A 21,356-nucleotide genomic window follows, 5' to 3' on the forward strand; every position below is an offset into this window, starting at 1 on the left:
AAGGAGATCGGTTCATCAGTGCCCACTGAGACGCACCCCGAGCTGGGTGACGTGTATATGGCGTCCCCAGTGACGACACCTTTCGGAGACGCGCACGGGGAGAACGCCCGGCCAGTGGGCGTTACCGAGATCAGCAAGCGAGTCGTCAGCACGCTGACGCGCACGACGCACCCCGCGCGGGACTGCCGCAAGCTCGAGTCGCCCGCGAACCCTCGCCTTGGCCTCGTCCTGGGCTGGTGGACCGACCACAAGCCTCGCCCGATCCCACGGCGGTGGTTCGATACTGACGAGTGTCGGTTCCGCGGCCCGCTTGACGACAACGAGCGTGAGGAGCTCCTGCGGTTTTGGCAGACGACGAAGATGCTGGGGCGAGCGTGACGAATCTCCTCGACGCGCTCGGCGGTGACCTGACCCTCCCCGAGACGTACTCGACTCCCGAGCCCGCTCCCGGCCAGCTCTGGCTGGTCGGCTACGACGGACGCACCCTGGGCGTCGTGCTCGTTGTCGCGGCCCGCGGGCGCACGGTGCTGGCGTGGCCGGTGACCGCCGCCAACGCTGCCGCGTCCGCCCCGTCGTTCCCGTGGACGCTCGGTACGCAGGAAGTCGTCATCTGGCCCGAGGCCGAGTTTGGGCTCTCCCTTGTGACCCTCGACCGGTGTTTTGGCGCGGGCCCGGACTCCCGGACCCTGCGACTCATTTCGGCGGCCGTGAGCGACGACGAGGTTCTTCCGATCCTTGCGTACCCCCCTGGCGACGACGAGGCAAACCTCGATGCGCTCGACGCCGTGTGCCGTCAGGCGTGGAGCCTGGCAGACCTTGAGTGGCCGCGTGTGGTTCCCGACGAAGCTGTACTTGACCCCCAGACGCTCGAGGCCGCCGGCGTCACGCCGACCGACCTACGCGAGGAGCTTGCACTGCCTCCCGGTCGTGCGATCGAACTGGCGTCGGCCGGACTCTCGCCCAACGACGAGGAGTTCGCTCAACTCGTCGACTGGCTCCCCCGCCGCGGCGCGGAGCATGCGCTCGTCCCGGCGTTTGGGCCGGAGGTCGACGAGATGAGCTCACCGACGTTCAAGGCGCGCATCGCCCGGGTTGCCGCGTTCCGGAGTCTCGACGAGTCCGGCGCCCGCGATCTGGTTCTCGCCAAGGCGCGCCGCGCCGCCCGCCAAGAGACCGGCACCGCGCGGGCCATGACCCGGGCACGGATCACGCACGCCATCGACGAACTGCTCGAGGAAGAGCCGTGACACTGCCGGGCGATCGCGACCTTGCTTGGTGGCTCAGCCGCGACGGCCAAACCACAGCAGCCGAGCACTTCGCCAACCTGTTCCGCCACCGATACCCCGCCGCGGCACTGACGGCACCGGAGTCGCCGTTCGATGCAGGCGAACTCCTGGACGACGTCGAGGTGGCCTGGACCGACACGAGGCCACCGGGCGCATGTTCGCTCGGTGGCACCTACGACCCCGAGCTGAACCCGCCGCGGCTGCGGATCGCGGTCTCCAGCAGCGGACGGCGCGACGGCTTCACCCTCCTGCACGAGGTGTGCCACCACCTCATGTACACCGACCCCGCCTGGTCGCTCACGGTCCTGCCTGGCATCCCGGCCGACAAGCGGCACATGCTTGCCGAGATGGTGGCGAACAGCTTCGCTGCTGGGATCCTGCTCCCCGCCGCGACGGTGAACCCCACCTTCGCCGGCGGCGTCACGGCTGCCGCGATCCGCGCGCTGTGCGAGGGGTCCGAGGCGTCCGCCACCGCGTGCTGTGTGCGGGCACTGCACGCGCCCGGTGACCGGCTCGTCCTGTTCACGGACCTCGACGGGAAGCCTTGGTACTCGGGCTCCACGGGAATCCCGTACAACCCGGGAAAGCGCATCACCCAGCCGTCCGTCGCGCGCGCGGTCGCGGCAGCGCAGGACAGCGCGAGCGGCACTGCCCGGATCGTGGGAGCCGAAGGGATCAGGTACTCCACGGGAACTACGGACACCGACGTCGTCGTCGACGTTGCACTCCGGGGCGGTGGCGTGTTCGTCGTCGTCACCCGTGCACCTCATGACGACCGGCTCCGGGCAGCGGGACAGTCCGGCGAGGTGGAGTGCCCGCAGTGCGACGCCACCTTCACGGTCGCCGACGCCGTGCGCCAGTGCCAAACCTGCGGGTTGTGGGCGTGTCCGGAGTGCGGCGGTTGCGAGTGCGAGCAGGCCAGCGTCGTCTGCGAGCTCTGCTTCCTCACCCTGCCCGACGCGCTCGCACGAGCGGGTGCCACACGCCACGACGAGTGCCCCTGATCCCATCGATCGGCGAGCGTCACGTCGCATCCCCGACACGACCAGCGGCACCGCGGCGCCCGCCGACGAACGTGTCCCGAACCCGCTCCTGACGACGCACGCAGCACAACTGGTGACGCGGCCACCGGCGCACCAGGAGTGACGTCCAGTCAGACGAGGTGGTCGCCCCGGGGGGCACGCGAAATCACGAGGTTGTAGTCCCCTTGTTCCGTACGCTCGATGCTCACGAACTGGCCGATGTAGTTCGTCGCTCTGAGCGCCTTGCCGAGAACGCCCCAATGCAGGACCGTCGGGACATTGCCCTGTCCGGAGATGCGGTTCGGGTCATGACTGAGTCGCAGATGCTGAACACCGAGATCCTCGCCGTCGATCCACGTGTGGAAGCCCACGACGACCTCTTGCTCCGTGAGCTTCCCATCAGTGGGAGTCCAGGGCAGGCCGCCAAAGAAGTCGTCACGGAAGTAGACCTTGTGATCCACCGGCATCGTCTCCATGCTCAGCCGGAGGTTGCCCGTCGGGTTCGTGTTGACCGACTTCACCTGCTGTGCGGCGGTGCTGTCCAGCTGCTTCACCCAGCGACGCTGGACATGATCCAGAGGCAGCGCGGGGTCGCTACCGAGGACTGGTGGCCGCACACCGGTCGATCCAGCCGCCGCACCCGTCGTGCTCGTCGCCTTCGTAGCTGGCGCGGACGGGGCGGCAGAGAACTTGGCGTGCTGCTTCGGAAGTTTACGCAGTCCTGCCCGAACGGACTTGAATAGACCACTAATCGTCGCCGCAATCGCACTGTCGTTGTCCTCAGGCGTGTCCGACCTACTCTTCTGGAAGCGTCTGGCGCGAGACTCCGAACCGAGCTGGATGTCAGTGCTCTTCCCTAGCTTGTCGATCAGGTCTGCGGTCAGCGCAACGCATGAGCCCTCTTCGCTGATCAGCGAGTCAAACCATTCGGAGACACTGTCGGTGACGTCGTCGCCCTCACCCGCGTCCCAGTCCACCCACAGAGACGCCTCGTAGTTCCATGCGAGCCCGCCGGCCGTGAGGTTGCTGGATCCAACCATCAGCGACCTCGGACCGGACGATGTCGCGAGATAGACCTTCGGGTGGAACGTGCGACCTGGGTCGTGGAAGACATAGGCCTGGTCGGCGAGCTCCAAGGCGATCTCGAGGCCTTCCTTCGTAGCGCCGCCCTCGCTCACCCCCACGATCAGGATGACCTTGCCGCCCTTGCCCCGGAACTCCGTCAGTGCATCCCAGATCCGTCCAAGTCCGGACCGCTTCGCCCATGCGACGGCGATCTTGAGCTCGTCGAACCCGCCGCTCGTCGCGTGCTCGATGAAGTCCAGGAGGTTCGGGCGCGCGGCGAAGGGCTGGCCGACGAAGCGGGTTTTCACACTGATCAGGATTCCACAGAGTGTCGGCATGACCCGGCGAACCAGTACGGTAAAGTTTACTTCAGCTACTGAAGCGGGAGGACCGGGTTGCGCACTCGATTGGAAGTCGGCGACAACAAGCTGCGTGGTGGGTTCTACTCACCAGACCTGCTCGTAGACCTTTGCATCGAACGTTCGCTGACGATGCTCAACGGACGAACCGACTTGCAGGTGCTCGAGCCGTGTGCCGGCGAAGGCGCCTTCCTTTACGGCATCGAACGCAGTCAACTCGCGGGCCGGGTGCAGCACGTCGAGGCTGTCGAAATCCTCGAAGGCGAGGCACAGAAGGCCGCGAACTCACTGGGGGCGCTCGGCCTGCCGGGCCGTGTCGTGCACGACAACGTACTGCGTTGGGCGCAAGGGCACGGCGCGGAGTACGACCTGGTGCTCGCCAACCCGCCCTACGTGCGGTTCCAGTTCATCTCGGAGGAGGACAAGCAGCGCGCGAAGGCCATCAGCACCCAGCTGGGGACGGCGGGCAGTTCCGTCTCGAACCTGTGGATCCCTGTGTTCCTGCTATCCCTCGCGAGGCTTCGCGACGGCGGCGTCTTCTCGGTCATCCTGCCCACCGAGTTCCTCACCGGCATCTCAGCGAATGCCGTGCGCAACTGGCTCCTAATGAACGCCACGGATCTGACGATCGACCTATTCGAGCCCGGGTCGTTCCCCGCGGTCTTGCAGGAGGTTCTGGTTCTCAGCGGAAGGATCTCGGCTCGAGCTGCTGCGGGGCCTTCGAGGGTCGAGTTCTACGATCACAACGGCGGCACGCGCTCCTGGTCCCACATGGTCTCGCCCGGCGAGGGCACGTGGACTAACTACCTCCTAACGCCCGACCAGAACAGCGCTCTGACCGCCGCGCGCTCGATCTTCGAGGTGAGGCCGCTGAGCAGCGTCGCACGGTTCAGCGTCTCGACGGTGACCGGTGCCAACGGCTACTTCTCCGTGAACTCCGACCTGCTCGAGGAGCATGCGCTCTGGCCGTGGGCGCTTCCGCTTCTGCCCCGATCGCGTCACGCTCAAGGCCTGGTCTACACGGAGGCGGAGCAGAAGGCTCTCGCCAACACTGACCAGCCCGCGTGGCTGCTCAGTTTCTCGGCGGACAAGCCGTCGCCCGAGTCGTCGTCGAAGGCCATGCAGTACCTCGTACAGGGCGTCGAGCAGGGCATCGACCAACGCTTCAAGTGCCGGGTCCGAAGTCCGTGGTATCGCGTACCTGTCGTCCCGGCTGGAAGGCTCCTGCTGTCGAAGCGCTCGAACCGCTACCCCCGTGTGATCTCCAACCACGCGGGGGTCGTTACGACAGACACGATCTATAAGGGGCAGCTCGTGCCGGGGGCGCCCGTCAGCGCCGATGACTTCACCGCCGTCTTTCACAACTCGCTCACGATGCTTTCGGCCGAGGTCGAGGGTCGCAGCTTCGGCGGCGGGGTGCTCGAACTCGTGCCGACCGAAGTCAATAGGCTTCGCGTGCCAGTCGTTCAGGGCGCTGGCTCCGAGCTCGCGCGGCTGGACGAGATCACGCGGAAGTCCGATAACCCGGAGGCGCTGATCGAGGCGACCGACGAGACCTTGAGCCGGCTGCTCCCGGCGCTCGACGCGCAAACAATGAGCGCGCTGAGCGATGCGCGGCATGCGCTGATGGAGCGCCGGCTCCAGCGGACGCACTCGAAGTTCTACAACTGATCCGATACGAGGCGCAATAAGCCCAACCCCGAGCGCAAGCTCCCCCATCTCATGCTGGCGCCTCCGCAATGGGGCGCCCTCGGGAGGGCGCTTGGGCGCCTCGTGACTCGTGACTCGTGACTCGCACCATAGACGGACCCTTGCCGGGTCACAGGGCACGGTGTATCCCATGTGGACAGCGCGCCGCGTTCCTCGGTCGCCGCAGGCAGACTCTCTTGCTACTGCAGGCTCGGAACGGGTGACCCAGCGCTTCTAGGCGAGCGAGTCCTCGGCGCTGAGCGACGGGGCGCTTCATGTTCCGCACCTCGAACACAACGGCTCCCGATCACGGTGCGCCGAGAGCGTTAAGCAGATCGCGTAGCACGATCGTGAGTTCGTTGTACGCGTGGAGCGTGAAGAGCGGTGTCATCTCGTCGGGTCTCGTGTCGTCGAACGCGTCGAGCAGGCCGACTGCTTCGGTGATCGCTTCGAGCAGGGACATCGGTGCGTCCGGCTTGGCCACGACGAGGTACGCGCCGGTGGGCTGCCCGAGCCGGGTGATCGGTATGTGCCCGCCGCGGGCTCTGAGGTCGTGGACGGTGTCTTGGGCGAGGCGTCCGAGGTTGGCGATCTCGATGTAGGCGGTCATGGCTTCTCCGGTCGTGCGTGTTGGGTGAGGTATCGGCGTTCTCGGGCGAGGAGACCTCCGCGGGTGCTGACCTGCCAGCCTGGCTCGACGCGTTCGTGACCGAGGGCATCGAGGAGGCAGTCGGCCGTGACGGGGCACGCGGCGCAGACTCGGCGCTGGTGGGCGACGACGACGGCGGTGACGGTGTCGCGGTCGTAGAACAGTTCGTCGCCGACGCATGAGGCGTCGTCCTTCCAGCCCGGGAGTGGTGCGCGACGTCGGCCGAGGAGCGCTTCGGCGTACGCGCGCACGACGGATGCGGGGGCATACGGGGAACCGCCTGCCGCTCTCGTCGGACCTGGAGCGCTCACGCTGCACGTCCACCGGGCTGAGAGCGTGCAACAGCGAGGAGAGCAGTGGAAGGGGGGAGTGGGTGCAGGCTGCGAACTGCCGTAGGCAACGCGCACCCGTCGGGGTGGCGGCGTTGCGAGGACGCGTGGTGCTGCACCGACCGCATCGACGCAGGCGCCTACCGGCGTCCTCCCGACGGATGGACTGGACCGCCTGAGGAATGGCCGGGCGCCACCAGGTCCGTCGTCTGGGCGGCGACTTCGCCGGCCACCCGCCGGTTTGTCGCGGCGGAACAATGGACGCCGCCAGAGGAACTCGCTGCAAGGTTCGAGGAACTCGTGCCATCGGCAGTGGCTACCTCGAGGTCAGGCGCGAGGCCGACTACCCCGTCCTCACGCTCGGCTTCCATGACGACGCTGCGGTCGTCCATCGGTTTGCCGATGCAAAGTCCACGTGGCTGCTCCGTGCGAGGAGCCACATCGCGACCGGCACCGCTGAGGTTCCGATCCAGGACGAGGTCACTGAGTTCACAAGCGAGTTCGTCCACGGCCTCGCCCGTGCCTGGGAGGTGGTCCAGCGGTTCGCCGTCAACGATGGCTTCCCAGACCCGGCCCTCTGGGACGAGATGTAGCCCAGAGGGAGGCACCGTGCCGACCCACCACCGGCACACCAGCCGCACCACTACTCCGTCAGGTGGTCACGCACGCTCGCGCGGCTTTGTAGCAAGGGTGGACCATTTTGCAAACTAGGTTGCACGTCGCAGCCGCGACTACATCTGCATGTCGACGAAGCGTGAGTAGTGCCCCTGGAACGCGACGGTAATGACGTCGGTCGGGCCGTTGCGGTGCTTTGCGACGATGAGGTCTGCCTCGCCCGCACGTGGGGACTCGCGCTCGTAGGCGTCCTCGCGGTGGAGCAGGATCACCATGTCCGCATCCTGCTCGATGCTGTTGTGCAGAGCGATGCCGTTTGCCACGAAGTTGTGCGTTCCGACGACCGTCGCGTCGAAGACCTGCTTCTCTCCGAGCGGTTCGATCGAGACGATCTCGTCCCACAGCAGATCGTTGACGGCCATGATCTCGAGCTCCTCGGACTCGAGGACGGCCGCGATCCGACCCAGGCGTTGCCGCGACGGCGCGTGCTTCCAGAGCGTGCTGCCGCAGAACTGCGTGCCGATCGCCGCGGCGAACTCACGCTGCGTCATGCCGCGTTCGACGAGGAGGTCCTTGACGTCCTCCCATACCTGCCGCGGCACGGTGTCGACGTTGGTGTTGGCCTGCTTGTCACGGATGATCTCGAGCAATCGCATCGCCGACTCGCCACGCTCACCGTGCACGCCGATCTCCTGCAGGAACCGACGCTGGTCGTCGGCGCCCGACACGTCGAGCGTGTACGCGGGACGATAGTTCGCCTTCGGGGTCGCGGTGCGCAGCCGGGTCGAGATCCCGAACCGGAGGAACAGCCGTGACAGGTCGTCGACGAGACGACGCGACGTCGACGCGTAGTAGATCCGGCCGCTCCGGCCGTTCGCGTTGACCGTCACCGACCCGTCGGTCGCCCAGATGTGGCGGAGGAACAGAGCGATCTGCTCCTTGGGCAGGTGGAACACGCTCTCGGGGACGAACTTCTCATGGCTGCGCAGACCGAAGAGTCCCAGGTCGTCGAGCCACTCCGCGATCGGGTTCCGCTTCCCACGCGCGAGCCGGTAGGGAGCAGGAAGACGGAGAGTCGTCACGCGAGCAGCCGCGTACTCGTCGCGGATCGGCGTGATCCCGAACGCCGCGGCAGCCTCGGTGACGATCGCAAGGTTCTTCTCGTCGATCGACGCGTACCGGAGCGGCTGTCGCTTGACGAACGACCCGTCCCCCAGCAGGTGCGCGAGCATGACGACCTTGCGGTCGTCCCACGCGGCGTTCTGCTCGGGCCCTGGTACGTGCCGCGGCACGCCCACACGCGACCCGACCTCGAGCTCGCCCAGCGCCGTCCAGCCGCCGTAGGTGAGGAACGGGTGGTTCGCGGTGGCCTCCACCTCCTTGCCGGACGCGAGCCGCACCCGGAACACCGGCTTTACACCGGTCGGGAACACATGCGTCAGGTGCCGCCGCACGTACTGGAGCCGGTCGTTGAGCGCCCAGACCGGCACGTCGCGAGCCCCCAGCGCGAACAGCTCGCCCATCGTCGTCTCGGCGCCGGTGTCGGCGCGCAGGATCCGCGTGTCCTCGGTGAGGCACCCGGACTCACGGAGGTCCGACATCGCGGGCTTCTTGTCCGTCCGCTGCTCGGCGCCACGGTTGAGCTGCGAGATCGCGATCACCGGCACCTCGAGCTCCTTGGCGAGCAGCTTGAGCGCACGGGAGAACTCGGACACCTCCTGCTGTCGGGACTCGACGCGCTTGCCGGACGTCATGAGCTGCAGGTAGTCGATGACGACGAGCTTGAGGTTGTGCCGCTGCTTGAGCCGCCGGCACTTGGCGCGGATCTCGGTCAGGGTCATGTTCGGGGAGTCGTCGATGAAGAGCGGCGCCTCGGAGATCTTGCCCATCGTGGCGGCGAGCTTCTGCCAGTCCTCGTCGCCGAGCTGCCCGTTGCGGAGCTTCTGCAGGTGGATCCGCGCCTCCGCGGACAGCAGGCGCATGGTGATCTCGTTGCGGCTCATCTCGAGCGAGAACACGACAGCGGCCTGGTTGTGCTTGATCGAGGCCGACCGGACGATGTCGATGCCGAGCGTCGAGTTGTGCGTCGGGACCATCGCACGCGTCGCCAGGTACAGGTGGTCGGGGTGGTCGATCTCGACGCACCGCACGGGCACCGACTCGACCGGCTCGACCGACACCACGAGGCGGGCGGCGAACCGCCGCGAGGGGCGCAGCTCCTTGTGGAGGAGTCGCAGGTCGTCGCGCCCGAAGACGTCGTCGTCGGCCTCGAAGACGACGCTCGCTGCCCCCGTCTCCGCGACCGGCTCGGTCCGGTACCCCAGCCCGACGACGAGCTCGCGCACGTCACCCGCCACCGAGCCCGTGGCGAGGTCGAGGCTGACCGCGCCCGACCGCAGGACGTGCCCGGCGTCGTCGGCGATGCCGGCGAGGAGCTCGCGGCGCTGCAGCTCGCCCGCACGCAGGTACTCGAGCGGGACCCGCGCGAGCTCGCCGCGGGCCACGGCCGAGCCGACGACGCGCGGCGGCGCGGCGAGCGCGACGTCCGGCAGGGCGAGCGGCAGGGTCGTCACGACGGCGTGGTTGGGGCGCCGGTCCGGGGTCTCGGCGTGGACGGTCGCCGCGAGCTCCTCGGTCGTGCGCACGGTGCCGTCGAGCCCGGACCCGCGCCGCGACTCCCGCGTCGACGTCGACCACTCGTGCAGCGCGTCGGCGACCACCTGGGTGCCGTCGTCGAACGTCACGCGGTAGCAGGGCCGGTCCACCAGGACCTCGGTCGCGCGGACGACGCGCGTCGGTCGGCCGTCGGCGGCCAATAGCTCGTCGCCCACCCGAACCTCGCCCATCGTGGTCCAGCCCGTGGGCGTGGGCAGGGGCGTGTCGAGCGCGAGCGCCTTGCCGATGGCGGGACGCGCTGCGACGACGATCATCTGCCCGGGGTGCAGGCCGTTCGTGAGCCGGTCGAGGTCCGCGAACCCCGTCGGCACGCCGACCATGCCCTCGCCGCGGTGCCCGGCGGCCTCGATCTCGTCGACCGTCGGGCCGAGGATCTCGGCGAGCGGCACGTAGTCCTCGCTCGCCCGCCGCTCGGTGACCGCGTAGACCTCGGCCTGGGCGTTGTTCACGATGTCGTCGACGTCGCCGCCGTCGGCCGCGTAGCCGAGCTGGACGATGCGCGTGCCCGCCTGGACGAGACGACGCAGCACGGCCCGCTCACGGACGATGCGCGCGTAGTAGCCGGCGTTCGCGGCGGTGGGGACGCGGGCGATGAGGTCGTGCAGGTACGGCGCGCCGCCGACGCGCTGGAGCTCGCCCAGCTTGGTCAGCTCCGCGACGACCGTGATCGCGTCCGCCGGCTCGCCGCGACCGTAGAGGTCGAGGATCGAGTCGTAGATCGTCTCGTGCGCGGGGCGGTAGAAGTCGGTGCCGCGGATCTCCTCGACGACGTCGGCGATGGCGTCCTTCGAGATGAGCATCGACCCGAGGACGGACTGCTCGGCGGCCACGTCCTGCGGGGGCGTCCGGTCGAACGCTCCCCCACCGGGCGCGGCGTCGGGAGCGTCGTAGCCTGCCTCGAGCTCGTCGATCGACATACGCGCCGGGTCCCCCTCCTCGTCCGTCCGGCACGGGCTGCGCCGGTACGAACACCTGTTCTACTCGTACCCCCCGACAAGCCGTGGTCCGGTCCTGAGACCACGGTCCCGCCGCGGGAGCCTCCGCGACAGTAGGCGCACCGCCGACGACACACAACCGCGCGCTGACGCACGTGTGGACAACACTGTGGACAACCTGGGGACAGTTCCCCGAGCGCTGTGCACAGGTCGTGGACAAGGCTGTGGACAACACGCATGTCGTTTGCGCACGGGACGCTGGAACGGCGGAACCGCAACGGTTCGTTAGCCTGTGGAACTGTGGACGGAAATCTCTCGCGCGACACGCCGGAGCGCACGGACGAGAGCCCCGTCCCCTCCCGCAGCCTCGACCGGCAGATCCTCGCCCTCGCGGTCCCCGCGCTCGGGGCGCTCGTCGCCGAGCCGCTCTTCGTCCTGGTCGACAGCGCCGTCGTCGGGCACCTGGGCACGGCCCAGCTCGCGGCGCTCTCCGTCGCCTCGACCCTTCTGACGACGCTCGTCGGCCTCTGCGTCTTCCTCGCCTACGCGACCACCGCGGCCGTCGCGCGACGCATCGGCGCGGGCCGCCGCCGCGAGGCCCTCCAGTCCGGCGTCGACGGCCTGTGGCTCGCGCTCGGGCTCGGCCTCGTGCTGGGCGCCGTCCTCGCGGTCGTGGCGCCGTGGGCCGCGCACGCGCTCGGCGCCGCCGACGACGTCGCCCACTACGCCGCCGTCTACCTCCGCTGGTCCGCGTGCGGGCTCCCGGGCATGCTCGTCGTGCTCGCGTCGACCGGCGTGCTCCGCGGCCTCCAGGACACCCGCACGCCGCTGTGGGTGGCGTCCGGCGGGGCCGTCTTCAACGCTGCGCTCAACGTCCTCCTCGTCTACGGCGTCGGGCTCGGGATCGCGGGCTCCGGGATCGGCACGGCGGTCGCGCAGCTCAGCATGGGAGCCGTGCTGTGCGTGGTCGTGGTGCGCGGCGCCCGCCGCGAGCACGCGTCGCTCACGCCCCACGCGGGCGGGATCTGGGCCAACGCGCGCGACGGCGTGCCCCTGTTCGTCCGCACGCTCTCGCTGCGCGCGGCGATCCTCGTGACCGTCTTCGTCGCGGCCGCGCTCGGCGAGGTCGCGCTCGCCGGGTACCAGGTCGTCAACTCCGTCTGGGGCTTCGCGGCGTTCGCTCTCGACGCCCTCGCGATCGCCGCCCAGGCGCTCGTCGGCCACCGCCTCGGCGCGGGCGACGTCGCCACCACCCGCCGCGTCCTGCGGCGCACCCTGCAGTGGGGCGTGGGCGCAGGCACCGCCCTCGGCCTCGTCATCGCCGCGGGCGGCTGGTGGTTCGCGCTGCTCTTCACCCAGGACCACGACGTGCGCGTCGCCGTCGCCGTCGGGATGGCCGTGTGCGGCCTGCTCATGCCGATGGCGGGCTGGGTGTTCGTCCTCGACGGCGTCCTCATCGGCGCCGGCGACGGTCGCTACCTCGCCTGGGTCGGTGTGCTGACGTTCGTCGTCTATGTCCCCGTCGCACTGGCCGTCCGGGCCTGGGCGCCCGACGGCGCAGCAGGGCTCGCCTGGCTGTGGCTGGCGTTCGCGGGGGTCTTCATGGCGGCCCGCGCGCTGACCACGGGGCTGCGCGCCCGCGGCACGGACTGGATGCGCGTCGGCGCCTGACGCGACGCCGGGGACGACGAAGGCCCGGCCCCCACGACGTGCGTCGCGGGGGCCGGGCCTCGTGAGTCAGAGCGCGAGGCTCAGGCGGCCACCACGGTGACCGTGACGTTCGCCGACACCTCGGGGTGCAGGCGGACCGACACCGTGTAGGTGCCCGTGGCCTTGATCGGCTGCCCGATCTCGACCTTGCGCTTGTCGAACGCCGGGAAACCGGCGGCCTTCGCGGCGTCGACGATGTCGGTGGTGGTCACCGCGCCGAACAGGCGGCCGGCCTGGCCCGCCTTGGCGGAGACGACGACCGGCTTCGACTGCAGCGAGTCGCGGATCGCCTTGGCGTCGTCGAGCGACGCGATCTCGCGGGCCTTGCGAGCCTTGCGGATCGCGGTCACCTGCGACTCGGCACCCTTCGACCAGGGGGTCGCGAGGTTGCGCGGCACGAGGTAGTTGCGGGCGTACCCGTCCTTGACCTCGACGACGTCGCCGGGCTCACCGAGGCCGGTGACCTCGTGCGTGAGGATCAGCTTTGCCATGGTTCTGTCCTTCCCTGTCCGGCCGTCAGCGGGCGGTCGACGTGTAGGGCAGCAGGGCCATCTCGCGCGCGTTCTTCACGGCGCGGGCGATCTGGCGCTGCTCCTGGACGGAGACGCCGGTCACGCGGCGCGCGCGGATCTTGCCGCGGTCCGAGATGAACTTGCGGAGGAGAGCGACGTCCTTGTAGTCGACGGTCTCGACCTTGGCGGTCTTCAGCGGGTTGGACTTCTTCTTCGGCTTGCGCACCACAGGCTTCGCCATGGTGTTGCTCCTTCGTGTACTTCCCCGCCCGTCCGCGGTGCCCGTCCTGACGACGGTTCGGCGCGTGGGGGCCGGGGATTCTCGTGTAGGGGTGCGGTGGGACTAGAAGGGCGGCTCGTCCGAGAACGAGCTGCCCGACGACGCAGGGCCCGCGGTCGCCCACGGGTCGTCCTGCTGTGCCCCACCGGAGGAGGACCCGAAACCGCCGGACGACTGGCCGCCGCCACCGAAGCCACCGCCGCCACCGCCGCGCGAGGCGCGGGTGACCTTGGCCGTGGCGTACCGCAGGGACGGACCGATCTCGTCCACCTGCAGCTCGACGACGGTGCGCTTCTCGCCCTCACGCGTCTCGTAGGAACGCTGGACGAGGCGGCCGGAGGCGATCACGCGCGTGCCCTTGGTGAGGGACTCCGCGATGTTCTCCGCAGCCTCCCGCCAGATCGAGCAGCGCATGAACAGCGTCTCGCCGTCCTTCCACTCGTTCGACTGGCGGTCGAAGGTGCGGGGCGTGGACGCCACGGTGAAGTTGGCGACCGCGGCGCCCGACGGCGTGAACCGCAGCTCGGGGTCACCCGTGAGGTTGCCGATCACCGTGATGATGGTCTCGCCTGCCATGCCTGCTCCTTCGGTCGGTCGTTCCCGTTTCCGCGATGGTGCCAGGTGTCGCCCACATCCGCGAGGGTGCGGGGACCGGCCTCATCGACGGAACGCGAGGGCTCGTCGGTCTCGGTTCCGGACTCAGTCGGCGTCGGTGCGCAGGACCTTCGTCCGCAGGACGACCTCGTTGAGGCCGAGCTGGCGGTCGAGCTCCTTGGCGGTCGCCGGCGTGGCGGTGAAGTCGACGACGGCGTAGATGCCCTCGGACTTCTTCTTGATGTCGTAGGAGAGACGACGACGGCCCCAGATGTCGACCTTGTCGACCGAGCCGCCGTCGGTCGTCACGACCGAGAGGTACTTGTCGAGAGACGGAGCAACGGTGCGCTCCTCGATGTCGGGGTCGAGGATGACCATCAGTTCGTACTGACGCATGTGTGAACCCACCTCCTGTGGTCTTTACGGTCACGGTCCTTCCGTGACAGGAGGGTCTGCGTCGACCGCGCGTGACGCCGGGGATTCCGGCCGCCCCCACGGATGTGGGCGCACGGCAACGCTCCAGGGTACCGGGGCGAGGGGCCGGACCGGAAATCCGGCCCCTCGCTGCCGGTCAGTTCCCGGCGTCCGCCCCGGCTGCCGCGGTGTCGGTCGGGTCCGGCGTGGGGGTGCCCCCGCCGTTCCCGTTGCCGCCGCCGTTGCCGCCACCGCCGTTGTCGGGGCCCTTCGAGACGACGAGCGTCACGGTCGAGCCCTGGTCCACGGTCGAGCCCTCGCCCGGTTCGACGCGGATGACGGTGCCGGCGGGCTGGTCGCTCGACTCCTGCTGGACGTTGGCCTTCAGGCCGGCGTTCCGCACGGCCGCCTGGGCCGCCGCCGCCGACTGCCCGACGAGCCCGCCGGGGACCGTCGTCGTCTTGCTCGGCTCGGGACCCTGCGAGACCACGAGCATCACCGTCGTGCCGCTGTTGACGGTCGAGCCCTCGCCGGGAGACACGCTCATGACGATGCCGGGCGCGTACTGGTCCGAGTACTGCTTGGTGGCGTTCGCCTGGAGCCCGACGCCGCGCAGCTGCATGCGCGCCACGGCCAGGCTCTGCCCGACGAGGCCGTTCGGGACCTGGACGCCCTGGTCCTGGGTCGGCTTGTCCGTCGGCTCCTCGGTCGCCGTCTGCGTGGGCGTCTGCGTCGCCGTGGGCGTCCACGTGGACATCGTCGGGTCGTACTCGGGGAACTGCTCGACGGGCATGCCCTCGGTGACGTCCTTCATGTAGTACGACCACAGCGCGGTGGGCCAGGTGCCACCACCGATCCCGTACTGCTTCCAGATGGGGGTGCCGAAGGGGGTGATCGACACCTCCTTCTTGCCGTCCTTCGAGGACTCCCAGTTGCTCACGGCCGTCACGAGCTGGGGCGTGAACCCGACGAACCAGGCCGCCTTGTTCTCGTTCGACGACCCGGTCTTGCCGGCGATGGGTCGGCCGACGTACTGCACCGGGTTCTGGTAGGTGTCCGGGAGCGACTTCGCGGTCCCCTTGACCGGCACGTCCTCCATCGCGGAGACGACGCCGTTCGCGACCTCGTCCGCGAGGACCCGCTTCTGCTTCGTGGGTCCCTGGTAGACGACGTCGCCCTCGAAGTCGGTCGCCTTCTTGATGACGTGCGCCGTCGTCTTGAGACCGCCGGAAGCGAAGACCGAGTACGCCTCGGCCATCTGCAGCGCGGACACCGAGTCGGTGCCGAGCACGTTGGCCGCGTTGCTCCCGACCTTGGGGATGCCGAGGCGCTGCGCCATCTCCTGCGTCTTCTCCGGCCCGATCTCGGAGTTCAGATGGCCGAAGATCGTGTTGACCGAGTCGTAGAGGCCCTGGCGCAGCGTCTCGTTGGGGAATCCTTCGCCCTCGAAGTTGGCGAGCGGCTTCGAGCCCCAGCCCGGGATGACCTGCTTGTCGCTGCCGTCGAACGTCTGGTCGAGCGAGTACCCCGCCTCGAGGCCTGCGGCCAGCGCGAACGCCTTGAAGGTCGAGCCACCCTGCGCCTTGGCTCCGGTCATGCCGTTGAAGCCGGCCGCCGACGCGTTGTACTGGCTCTTGAGATAGTCCTTGCCGCCGTAGATCGCCTTGATCGAACCGTCCGACGGGTCGACGGTCGCGAGGCCCGTGCCCATGTACTTGGAGGCGTCCTTCGGGGTGGCCTTGACCTGCTTGACGGCCTCGTCCTCCATGGACTTGTCGATCGTCGTGACGATCTTCATGCCCTTGGTGTCCATCTCCTCGTCCGTCATGCCGGACTTCGTGAGCTCGGCGCGCACCATGTCGATGAGGTAGCCGCGCTGGCCGGACAGCGACTGCGAGACGACCTTCTTCTTGAGCTTCGGAAGGCCGGCCTCGAGCGCCTTGTCCTTCTGCTCCGTCGTGATGTAGCCGTCCGCGGCCATGAAGTTGACGCAGCGCTCCCAGCGGGCCGTCGCCTTCGCCTTCGCTGCGGCGCCGTTGGCCGGGTCCCAGTTCGACGGCGAGGGGATGATCCCAGCGAGGAACGCAGCCTGCGACGGGGTGAGCTTCTTGGCGGTCGTGCCGAAGTAGGCCTCCGCCGCGGTCTCGATCCCGTACGCGCCGCGGCCGAAGTAGATGGTGTTCATGTAGTCCTGGAGGACCTGGTCCTTCGGCGTCTCCTTCGACACCTTGATCGCCGTGAGCGCCTCCTTGAACTTTCCGACGTAGTCGGTCGTCGAGCCCGTGTGGAAGTAGCGCTCGACGTACTGCTGCGTGATCGTCGAGCCACCTGCCTGGTTGCCGCCTACGTTCTTGAGGTTGGTCACGAGGGCGCGGGCGATCCCCTTGGGGTCGACGCCCGAGTTGCTGTAGAAAGTCCGGTCTTCCGACGCCACGACCGCCTGGCTCACGTAGTCCGGAAGATCGGCCAGCTCGACGATCTTGCGGTTCTGGTTGGCGTAGGCGTCGTTGGAGTCGCTCGACGACGACCGCAGGTTGCCGATCACGGTCTTGCCGTCCGCGTAGTACACGGTCGACGTCTGGATCTTCGTGTAGGCCGCGCCGGCCGTCGGCACCTTCGTCGTCGCGTACGCGGCGACGACGACGCCGACACCGAGCGCGAAGATGCCGAGGAACGCACCCACGACGACGCGCCACGACGGCAGCCACCGGCGGAAGCTCGTCACGTGGTAGCGCGGGTAGTTGACGTAGCGCCGCCACCCGGTGCGCGGGTTGCCCTTCTTCACCGCGGCGCGCCCGCCGGCCGCGGCAGCCCCCGTCTTCGCCGTCGACGACGGCCGGCTCGTCGGGCGGGTCCGCCCGGCCGTGGAGGCGGCGGGGCGGGGTGTGGCGCCGGGGCGCGCGGAGGAGCGCGGCGTCGTCGGGCGGATGGAGGGCGGCGGCGGGACCGGACCGCGCGCAGCGCCGTCGGAACCGCCGGTGCTGCTGAAGTTCGGTCGGCCGGGAAGGCCGCCGTTCGCGTCGCCTGCGGAGCTCACGCTCAGCCTCTCGTCGGACGGTCAGGACAGTGGTGGACGCTGCTGCGCGGTCGAGAGGACCGGCGCCACGCCCTTGGGAAGGATAGGCGGTCACCCTTCGCCCGGGCCCGGTCGCACGCCTGGCGCGGCGGATGCTTCGCCACAGTTGCCCCGGCCGTTCGCCGGTCCTTCACAAGCGCGCGCGAAGGGTCGCACGCACCACGGTTCTTGCATCGAGGCATCGACTCGACGTAACCTCCCGATGTATCAACTCGATACATCGACTCTGACTCCCCGAAGGAGGTGCCCGCGTGCGCAGCCGTTCCGACGTGCTCGAGACCGCGATCCTGGGCCTCCTCAAGGAGTCCCCCCTGCACGGGTACGAGCTGCGCAAGCGCCTGAACCTCGTGCTCGGGTCGTTCCGTGCCCTCTCGTACGGCTCGCTGTACCCGGCCCTGAAGTCCCTCGTGACCCGGGGTCTGATCGTCGGGACCGACAGCTCCGAGGCCAGCGCCGCGCACCTCGCGCCCGCCCTCTCGGGAAAGCGTTCCCGCATCGTCTACGAGCTGACCGCAGAAGGCAAGGAGCACCTGCAGACCCTCCTCGCGCAGGCCGGACCGGCCGCGTGGGAGGACGAGAACTTCGACGTCCGCTTCGCCCTCTTCGGGCAGACGGACGCCGACACCCGCCTGAGGATCCTCGAAGGCCGGCGCAGCCGGCTCACCGAGAGGCTCGAGGCGGTCCGTGAGTCCACCAACCGGTCTCGCGCACGCATGGACGAGTACACGTGGGAGCTCCAGCGCCACGGACTCGAGCAGGTCGAGCGCGAGGTCCGCTGGCTGGACGGGCTCATCACCGCGGAACGCGACCGGCGTTCACCGCACTGACGAGCCGCCCCGGGCCTCCCGGTCCGCAGGCACCCAGCAAGCCGACGGCGAACGTCGCCCCGGCACTTGAGAAGGTAAGGAGCGAGGATGTCCTCCATCCGCGTCGCCATCGCAGGCGTCGGCAACTGCGCGTCGTCCCTGGTTCAGGGCGTCGAGTTCTACAAGGACGCCGCCCCGGACTCGACCGTCCCGGGCCTCATGCACGTCCAGTTCGGTGACTACCACATCTCGGACGTCGAGTTCGTCGCCGCGTTCGACGTCGACGCGAAGAAGGTCGGCTTCGACCTCGCCGACGCCATCAACGCGTCCGAGAACAACACCATCAAGATCACCGACGTCCCGCCCACCGGCGTGACCGTCCAGCGCGGCCCGACCTTCGACGGCCTCGGCAAGTACTACCTCCAGACCATCGAGGAGTCCGACGCCGCCCCCGTCGACGTCGTCCAGGTCCTCAAGGACAACAAGGTCGACGTGCTCGTCTCCTACCTCCCGGTGGGCTCCGAGGAGGCCGACAAGTTCTACGCGCAGGCCGCCATCGATGCGGGCGTCGCGTTCGTCAACGCCCTCCCCGTCTTCATCGCCTCCGACCCCGAGTGGGCCGCGAAGTTCGAGGCCGCCGGTGTCCCGATCGTCGGCGACGACATCAAGTCGCAGGTCGGCGCCACCATCACGCACCGCGTCATGGCCCGCCTGTTCGAGGACCGCGGCGTCGTGCTGGACCGCACGTACCAGCTCAACGTCGGCGGCAACATGGACTTCAAGAACATGCTCGAGCGCGAGCGTCTCGAGTCCAAGAAGATCTCGAAGACCCAGGCCGTCACGTCCAACCTGTCCGGCCCGCTCGCCGGCAAGAAGGACGACAAGAACGTCCACATCGGCCCGTCGGACTACGTCGCCTGGCTCGACGACCGCAAGTGGGCGTACGTCCGCCTCGAGGGCCGCGCGTTCGGCGAGGTGCCCCTGAACCTGGAGTACAAGCTCGAGGTCTGGGACTCCCCCAACTCGGCCGGCATCATCATCGACGCCGTCCGCGCCGCGAAGATCGCCAAGGACCGTGGCGTCGGTGGCCCGATCCTCTCCGCGTCGACCTACCTCATGAAGTCCCCGCCCGTGCAGACGGAGGACACCGAGGGTCGCGCGCAGCTCGAGGCGTTCATCCGCGGCGAGCGGGAGCGCTGAGCCTCCCCGCTCTGACGCACCCCTTCGAAGGCCCGGCACGGTTCGTCCGTGCCGGGCCCTCGGGCGTCGTCGTGGTTCCGTTCGTCCTGGTTTCGACGGGCGGGCTGGGGGATGTGCGCACCCGTAGGCTGTGGCGGTGGTACCCACCGAGCCCGACGTCCCCACCGCCGACGCTTCCGACGCACCGGGGACCGAGCCGGTGGCGAACGCTGCCAAGGCGACCGTGCTCACCGACCTGCGGGACCTCGGCCGGCTCGCGGGCTTCCGCAAGCTCATGGCCGCCCGGCTCACCAGCCAGCTCGGCGACGGCATGTTCCAGGTGGGCCTCGCGAGCCTCTTCTTCTTCTCCGCGACGACGTCCCCGAAGGGCGTCACCGCGACGCAGGTCGCCGCGGCCTTCGCGGTGATGCTGCTGCCGTTCACGATCGTCGGGCCGTGGGCGGGCGTGTTCCTCGACCGGTGGCGCCGACGCCAGGTGCTGGTCGTCGGGAACCTCGTGCGCCTGGTCCTGGCGGTCGCGCTGACCGTCGTCATGGCGACGACCGGCGTGAACCTCGCGGTCTACGTGCTCGCGCTGACCGCGCTCAGCGTCAACCGTTTCCTCCTGTCGGCGTTCTCGGCGTCGCTGCCGCACGTCGTGCCCCGCAGCCACCTGCTCACCGCGAACGCGCTCGTCCCGACGCTGGGCTCGATCGCCGCGGGCGTGGGCGGCGCCGTCGGGTTCGTGACGCGCCTCGCGCTCCCCGACGGACACGCCCAGGACGCCGGTGCGCTCGCCTTCGCCGCAGTGGCGTTCGGGGTGTCGTCCCTGTTCGCGAGGCGGTTCGAGCGCTCGACGCTCGGACCCGACGTCGTGCGCAGCCGCGACGAGCTGCGGGCCGAGCTCGCGCGCACCGGCCGCGACCTCGTCGACGGCGCGCGCTACCTCCTCGTGCGTCGCACCCCCGCGCAGGGCCTGGGCGTCGTGTTCGCGACCCGGTTCCTCTACGGCATGGTCTTCATCGCGTGGCTGCTGCAGTGCCGCAACCTGCTCTCCGACCCGTCCGACGTCGACGGCGGGGCTGTGAAGTTCGCGTCCGTCCTCGGCGCGACGGGGCTCGGCTTCGGGCTCGCGGTCGTCCTCACGCCGACCCTCAGCCGGTACACGGGCCCGCAGCGGTGGATCGTCGGCTGCCTCGGCCTCGGCGCCGTGGCGCAGGCGCTCACGGTGCACGTCGCGCTCCCCACGATCCTCGTCGCCTCCGCGCTCCTGGGCCTCGCCGCCCAGGGCGCGAAGATCGCGGTCGACACCATCGTGCAGCGCGACGTCGACGACGCCTTCCGCGGCCGCGCCTTCGCGCTCTACGACGTCCTCTACAACGCGGGCTTCGTGGGCTCGGCCGCGCTCGCGGCCGCCACCCTGCCCGACGACGGCGACGCCCCGGGCGTGCTCGCCGCCATGGCCGTGGTGTACGTCGTCCTGGCGGTGGTGCTCGGCCGCTGGGGCGCACGGGACGCGGCACCCGTCGACACGAGCAGCTGGGGGCGTGCCGCCGAGGCGCGCTGACCGGTCCCGCTCAGTCGTCGGCAGGCGGGTCCGCGAGCGGCCAGCCCGCGGCCGCGAGGACGGCCCGGACCCGGGCGACGTCCCGCTCGATCGGCTCCTGCGCCGTCGTGCGGGAGACGAGGTCCTCGATCGCCTCGTGCGCGATCGGGCCGCGGTCGTGCTGCTGGACGACGGCGAGCGCCACGTCCTCGACCTCCTGCTCGGTGAGGGTCCGGCGCAGCAGGGCGAAGAGCGGCACGTAGTCGTGCTCGGGGACACCGGCGGGGTAGCCCTCGCGCAGCCAGCCCACGACGTTCGCGACTCGTGACGGCACGGTCAGCTCCTCACGATCAGGACGATGCCGCCCACGACGGCCGCGAGGACGATCACGAAGCACACGGCCGCGGTCACGGTGCCGAGCACCCGGCGCGGCGGGGCGAGCGCCTCGCCGGTCTCGCCGTCGGTGGAACGCCCCTCGATCCGGCCCTCGGCCTGGAAGACTCCGCGCAAACCGAGCGCGAAGAGCGCGGGCAGGCCGGCACCGACCACGACGCTCGCGAGCACCACCTGACCGAGCGCCGACCAGTCGACGTACGAGCTCATCGGGTACCTCC

Annotated in this window: 19 protein-coding genes; 8 read left to right on the forward strand and 11 right to left on the reverse strand. The window is 69.5% G+C overall.

The features are described 5' to 3' along the window. Window positions 1-374 precede the first annotated feature (374 nt). A complete protein-coding gene (locus tag ACFT5B_RS00495; RefSeq protein ID WP_386796012.1) occupies window positions 375-1,247 on the forward strand; it encodes a hypothetical protein in 873 nt (290 codons plus the stop codon). Beyond that, window positions 1,244-2,290 carry an ImmA/IrrE family metallo-endopeptidase gene (locus ACFT5B_RS00500; protein ID WP_386796013.1) on the forward strand — a complete coding sequence of 349 codons (1,047 nt, stop codon included), beginning with the start codon at window positions 1,244-1,246 and terminating at the stop codon, window positions 2,288-2,290. Before ACFT5B_RS00495 ends, ACFT5B_RS00500 begins: the two co-directional genes overlap by 4 nt. Before the next feature lie 149 nt (window positions 2,291-2,439). Here ACFT5B_RS00500 and ACFT5B_RS00505 read toward each other — a convergent pair whose 3' ends face one another. Further along, window positions 2,440-3,681, reverse strand: coding sequence for a phospholipase D-like domain-containing protein (locus tag ACFT5B_RS00505; protein WP_386796014.1), 1,242 nt, complete (start codon window positions 3,679-3,681; stop codon window positions 2,440-2,442). Between the two features lie 99 nt (window positions 3,682-3,780). Here ACFT5B_RS00505 and ACFT5B_RS00510 point away from each other — a divergent pair, with 99 nt between their 5' ends. Continuing rightward, window positions 3,781-5,403: an Eco57I restriction-modification methylase domain-containing protein gene (locus ACFT5B_RS00510; RefSeq protein ID WP_386796015.1), complete on the forward strand. Its 1,623-nt coding sequence runs from the start codon at window positions 3,781-3,783 to the stop codon at window positions 5,401-5,403. A gap of 325 nt (window positions 5,404-5,728) precedes the next feature. Here the strand turns inward: ACFT5B_RS00510 and ACFT5B_RS00515 are convergent, their stop codons facing one another. After that, window positions 5,729-6,031, reverse strand: coding sequence for a hypothetical protein (locus ACFT5B_RS00515; RefSeq protein ID WP_386796016.1), 303 nt, complete (start codon window positions 6,029-6,031; stop codon window positions 5,729-5,731). Further along, window positions 6,028-6,321 (reverse strand): WhiB family transcriptional regulator, encoded by a 294-nt coding sequence (locus tag ACFT5B_RS00520; protein WP_386796017.1) that lies wholly within the window; start codon window positions 6,319-6,321, stop codon window positions 6,028-6,030. The genes ACFT5B_RS00515 and ACFT5B_RS00520 overlap by 4 nt, the downstream gene beginning before the upstream one ends. 335 nt (window positions 6,322-6,656) lie before the next feature. Here ACFT5B_RS00520 and ACFT5B_RS00525 point away from each other — a divergent pair, with 335 nt between their 5' ends. Then, window positions 6,657-6,992 carry a hypothetical protein gene (locus ACFT5B_RS00525; protein ID WP_386796018.1) on the forward strand — a complete coding sequence of 112 codons (336 nt, stop codon included), beginning with the start codon at window positions 6,657-6,659 and terminating at the stop codon, window positions 6,990-6,992. A gap of 138 nt (window positions 6,993-7,130) precedes the next feature. Here the strand turns inward: ACFT5B_RS00525 and ACFT5B_RS00530 are convergent, their stop codons facing one another. Beyond that, window positions 7,131-10,607 carry a replicative DNA helicase gene (locus ACFT5B_RS00530; protein ID WP_386796019.1) on the reverse strand — a complete coding sequence of 1,159 codons (3,477 nt, stop codon included), beginning with the start codon at window positions 10,605-10,607 and terminating at the stop codon, window positions 7,131-7,133. A 318-nt stretch (window positions 10,608-10,925) separates the two neighbouring features. Between ACFT5B_RS00530 and ACFT5B_RS00535 the strand changes: the two genes are divergently transcribed. After that, window positions 10,926-12,296: an MATE family efflux transporter gene (locus ACFT5B_RS00535; RefSeq protein WP_386796020.1), complete on the forward strand. Its 1,371-nt coding sequence runs from the start codon at window positions 10,926-10,928 to the stop codon at window positions 12,294-12,296. 80 nt (window positions 12,297-12,376) lie between these two features. Here the strand turns inward: ACFT5B_RS00535 and rplI are convergent, their stop codons facing one another. The 5 genes from rplI to ACFT5B_RS00560 all read right to left on the reverse strand — a co-directional run bounded on the left by rplI (window position 12,377) and on the right by ACFT5B_RS00560 (window position 17,172). Then, entirely contained in the window at window positions 12,377-12,826 is a 450-nt protein-coding gene (gene rplI, locus ACFT5B_RS00540; RefSeq protein WP_386796021.1) for a 50S ribosomal protein L9, read from the reverse strand. A 25-nt stretch (window positions 12,827-12,851) separates the two neighbouring features. Beyond that, window positions 12,852-13,088 (reverse strand): 30S ribosomal protein S18, encoded by a 237-nt coding sequence (rpsR, locus tag ACFT5B_RS00545; protein WP_284292650.1) that lies wholly within the window; start codon window positions 13,086-13,088, stop codon window positions 12,852-12,854. Window positions 13,089-13,190: 102 nt separating this feature from the next. Continuing rightward, complete coding sequence (locus tag ACFT5B_RS00550; RefSeq protein ID WP_386796022.1) at window positions 13,191-13,703, reverse strand: single-stranded DNA-binding protein; 513 nt, start codon at window positions 13,701-13,703, stop codon at window positions 13,191-13,193. Window positions 13,704-13,826: 123 nt separating this feature from the next. Continuing rightward, window positions 13,827-14,117, reverse strand: coding sequence for a 30S ribosomal protein S6 (gene rpsF / locus ACFT5B_RS00555; protein ID WP_386796023.1), 291 nt, complete (start codon window positions 14,115-14,117; stop codon window positions 13,827-13,829). Window positions 14,118-14,292: 175 nt separating this feature from the next. Then, complete coding sequence (locus tag ACFT5B_RS00560; protein WP_386796024.1) at window positions 14,293-17,172, reverse strand: transglycosylase domain-containing protein; 2,880 nt, start codon at window positions 17,170-17,172, stop codon at window positions 14,293-14,295. A gap of 290 nt (window positions 17,173-17,462) precedes the next feature. On the opposite strand from ACFT5B_RS00560, the gene ACFT5B_RS00565 reads away from it, so the two are divergent. The 3 genes from ACFT5B_RS00565 to ACFT5B_RS00575 all read left to right on the forward strand — a co-directional run bounded on the left by ACFT5B_RS00565 (window position 17,463) and on the right by ACFT5B_RS00575 (window position 20,763). Next, complete coding sequence (locus tag ACFT5B_RS00565; protein ID WP_386796025.1) at window positions 17,463-18,038, forward strand: PadR family transcriptional regulator; 576 nt, start codon at window positions 17,463-17,465, stop codon at window positions 18,036-18,038. 87 nt (window positions 18,039-18,125) lie between these two features. Further along, window positions 18,126-19,217, forward strand: a complete 1,092-nt coding sequence (locus ACFT5B_RS00570; protein ID WP_036955263.1) for an inositol-3-phosphate synthase — start codon at window positions 18,126-18,128, stop codon at window positions 19,215-19,217. Between the two features lie 136 nt (window positions 19,218-19,353). Then, complete coding sequence (locus ACFT5B_RS00575) at window positions 19,354-20,763, forward strand: MFS transporter (protein WP_386796026.1); 1,410 nt, start codon at window positions 19,354-19,356, stop codon at window positions 20,761-20,763. Window positions 20,764-20,773: 10 nt separating this feature from the next. On the opposite strand, the gene ACFT5B_RS00580 is transcribed toward ACFT5B_RS00575, so the two are convergent. Both ACFT5B_RS00580 and ACFT5B_RS00585 read right to left on the reverse strand, forming a co-directional pair. Next, window positions 20,774-21,076 carry a DUF3349 domain-containing protein gene (locus ACFT5B_RS00580; protein ID WP_386796027.1) on the reverse strand — a complete coding sequence of 101 codons (303 nt, stop codon included), beginning with the start codon at window positions 21,074-21,076 and terminating at the stop codon, window positions 20,774-20,776. A 2-nt stretch (window positions 21,077-21,078) separates the two neighbouring features. Beyond that, the gene (locus ACFT5B_RS00585; RefSeq protein ID WP_386796028.1) at window positions 21,079-21,345 is read right to left on the reverse strand and encodes a hypothetical protein; all 267 of its coding nucleotides are present in this window, start codon (window positions 21,343-21,345) and stop codon (window positions 21,079-21,081) included. Window positions 21,346-21,356: the final 11 nt, after the last annotated feature.

The organism is Luteimicrobium sp. NPDC057192 (assembly GCF_042670205.1).
In the GTDB taxonomy this organism is placed as follows: Bacteria; Actinomycetota; Actinomycetes; order Actinomycetales; family Cellulomonadaceae; genus Luteimicrobium.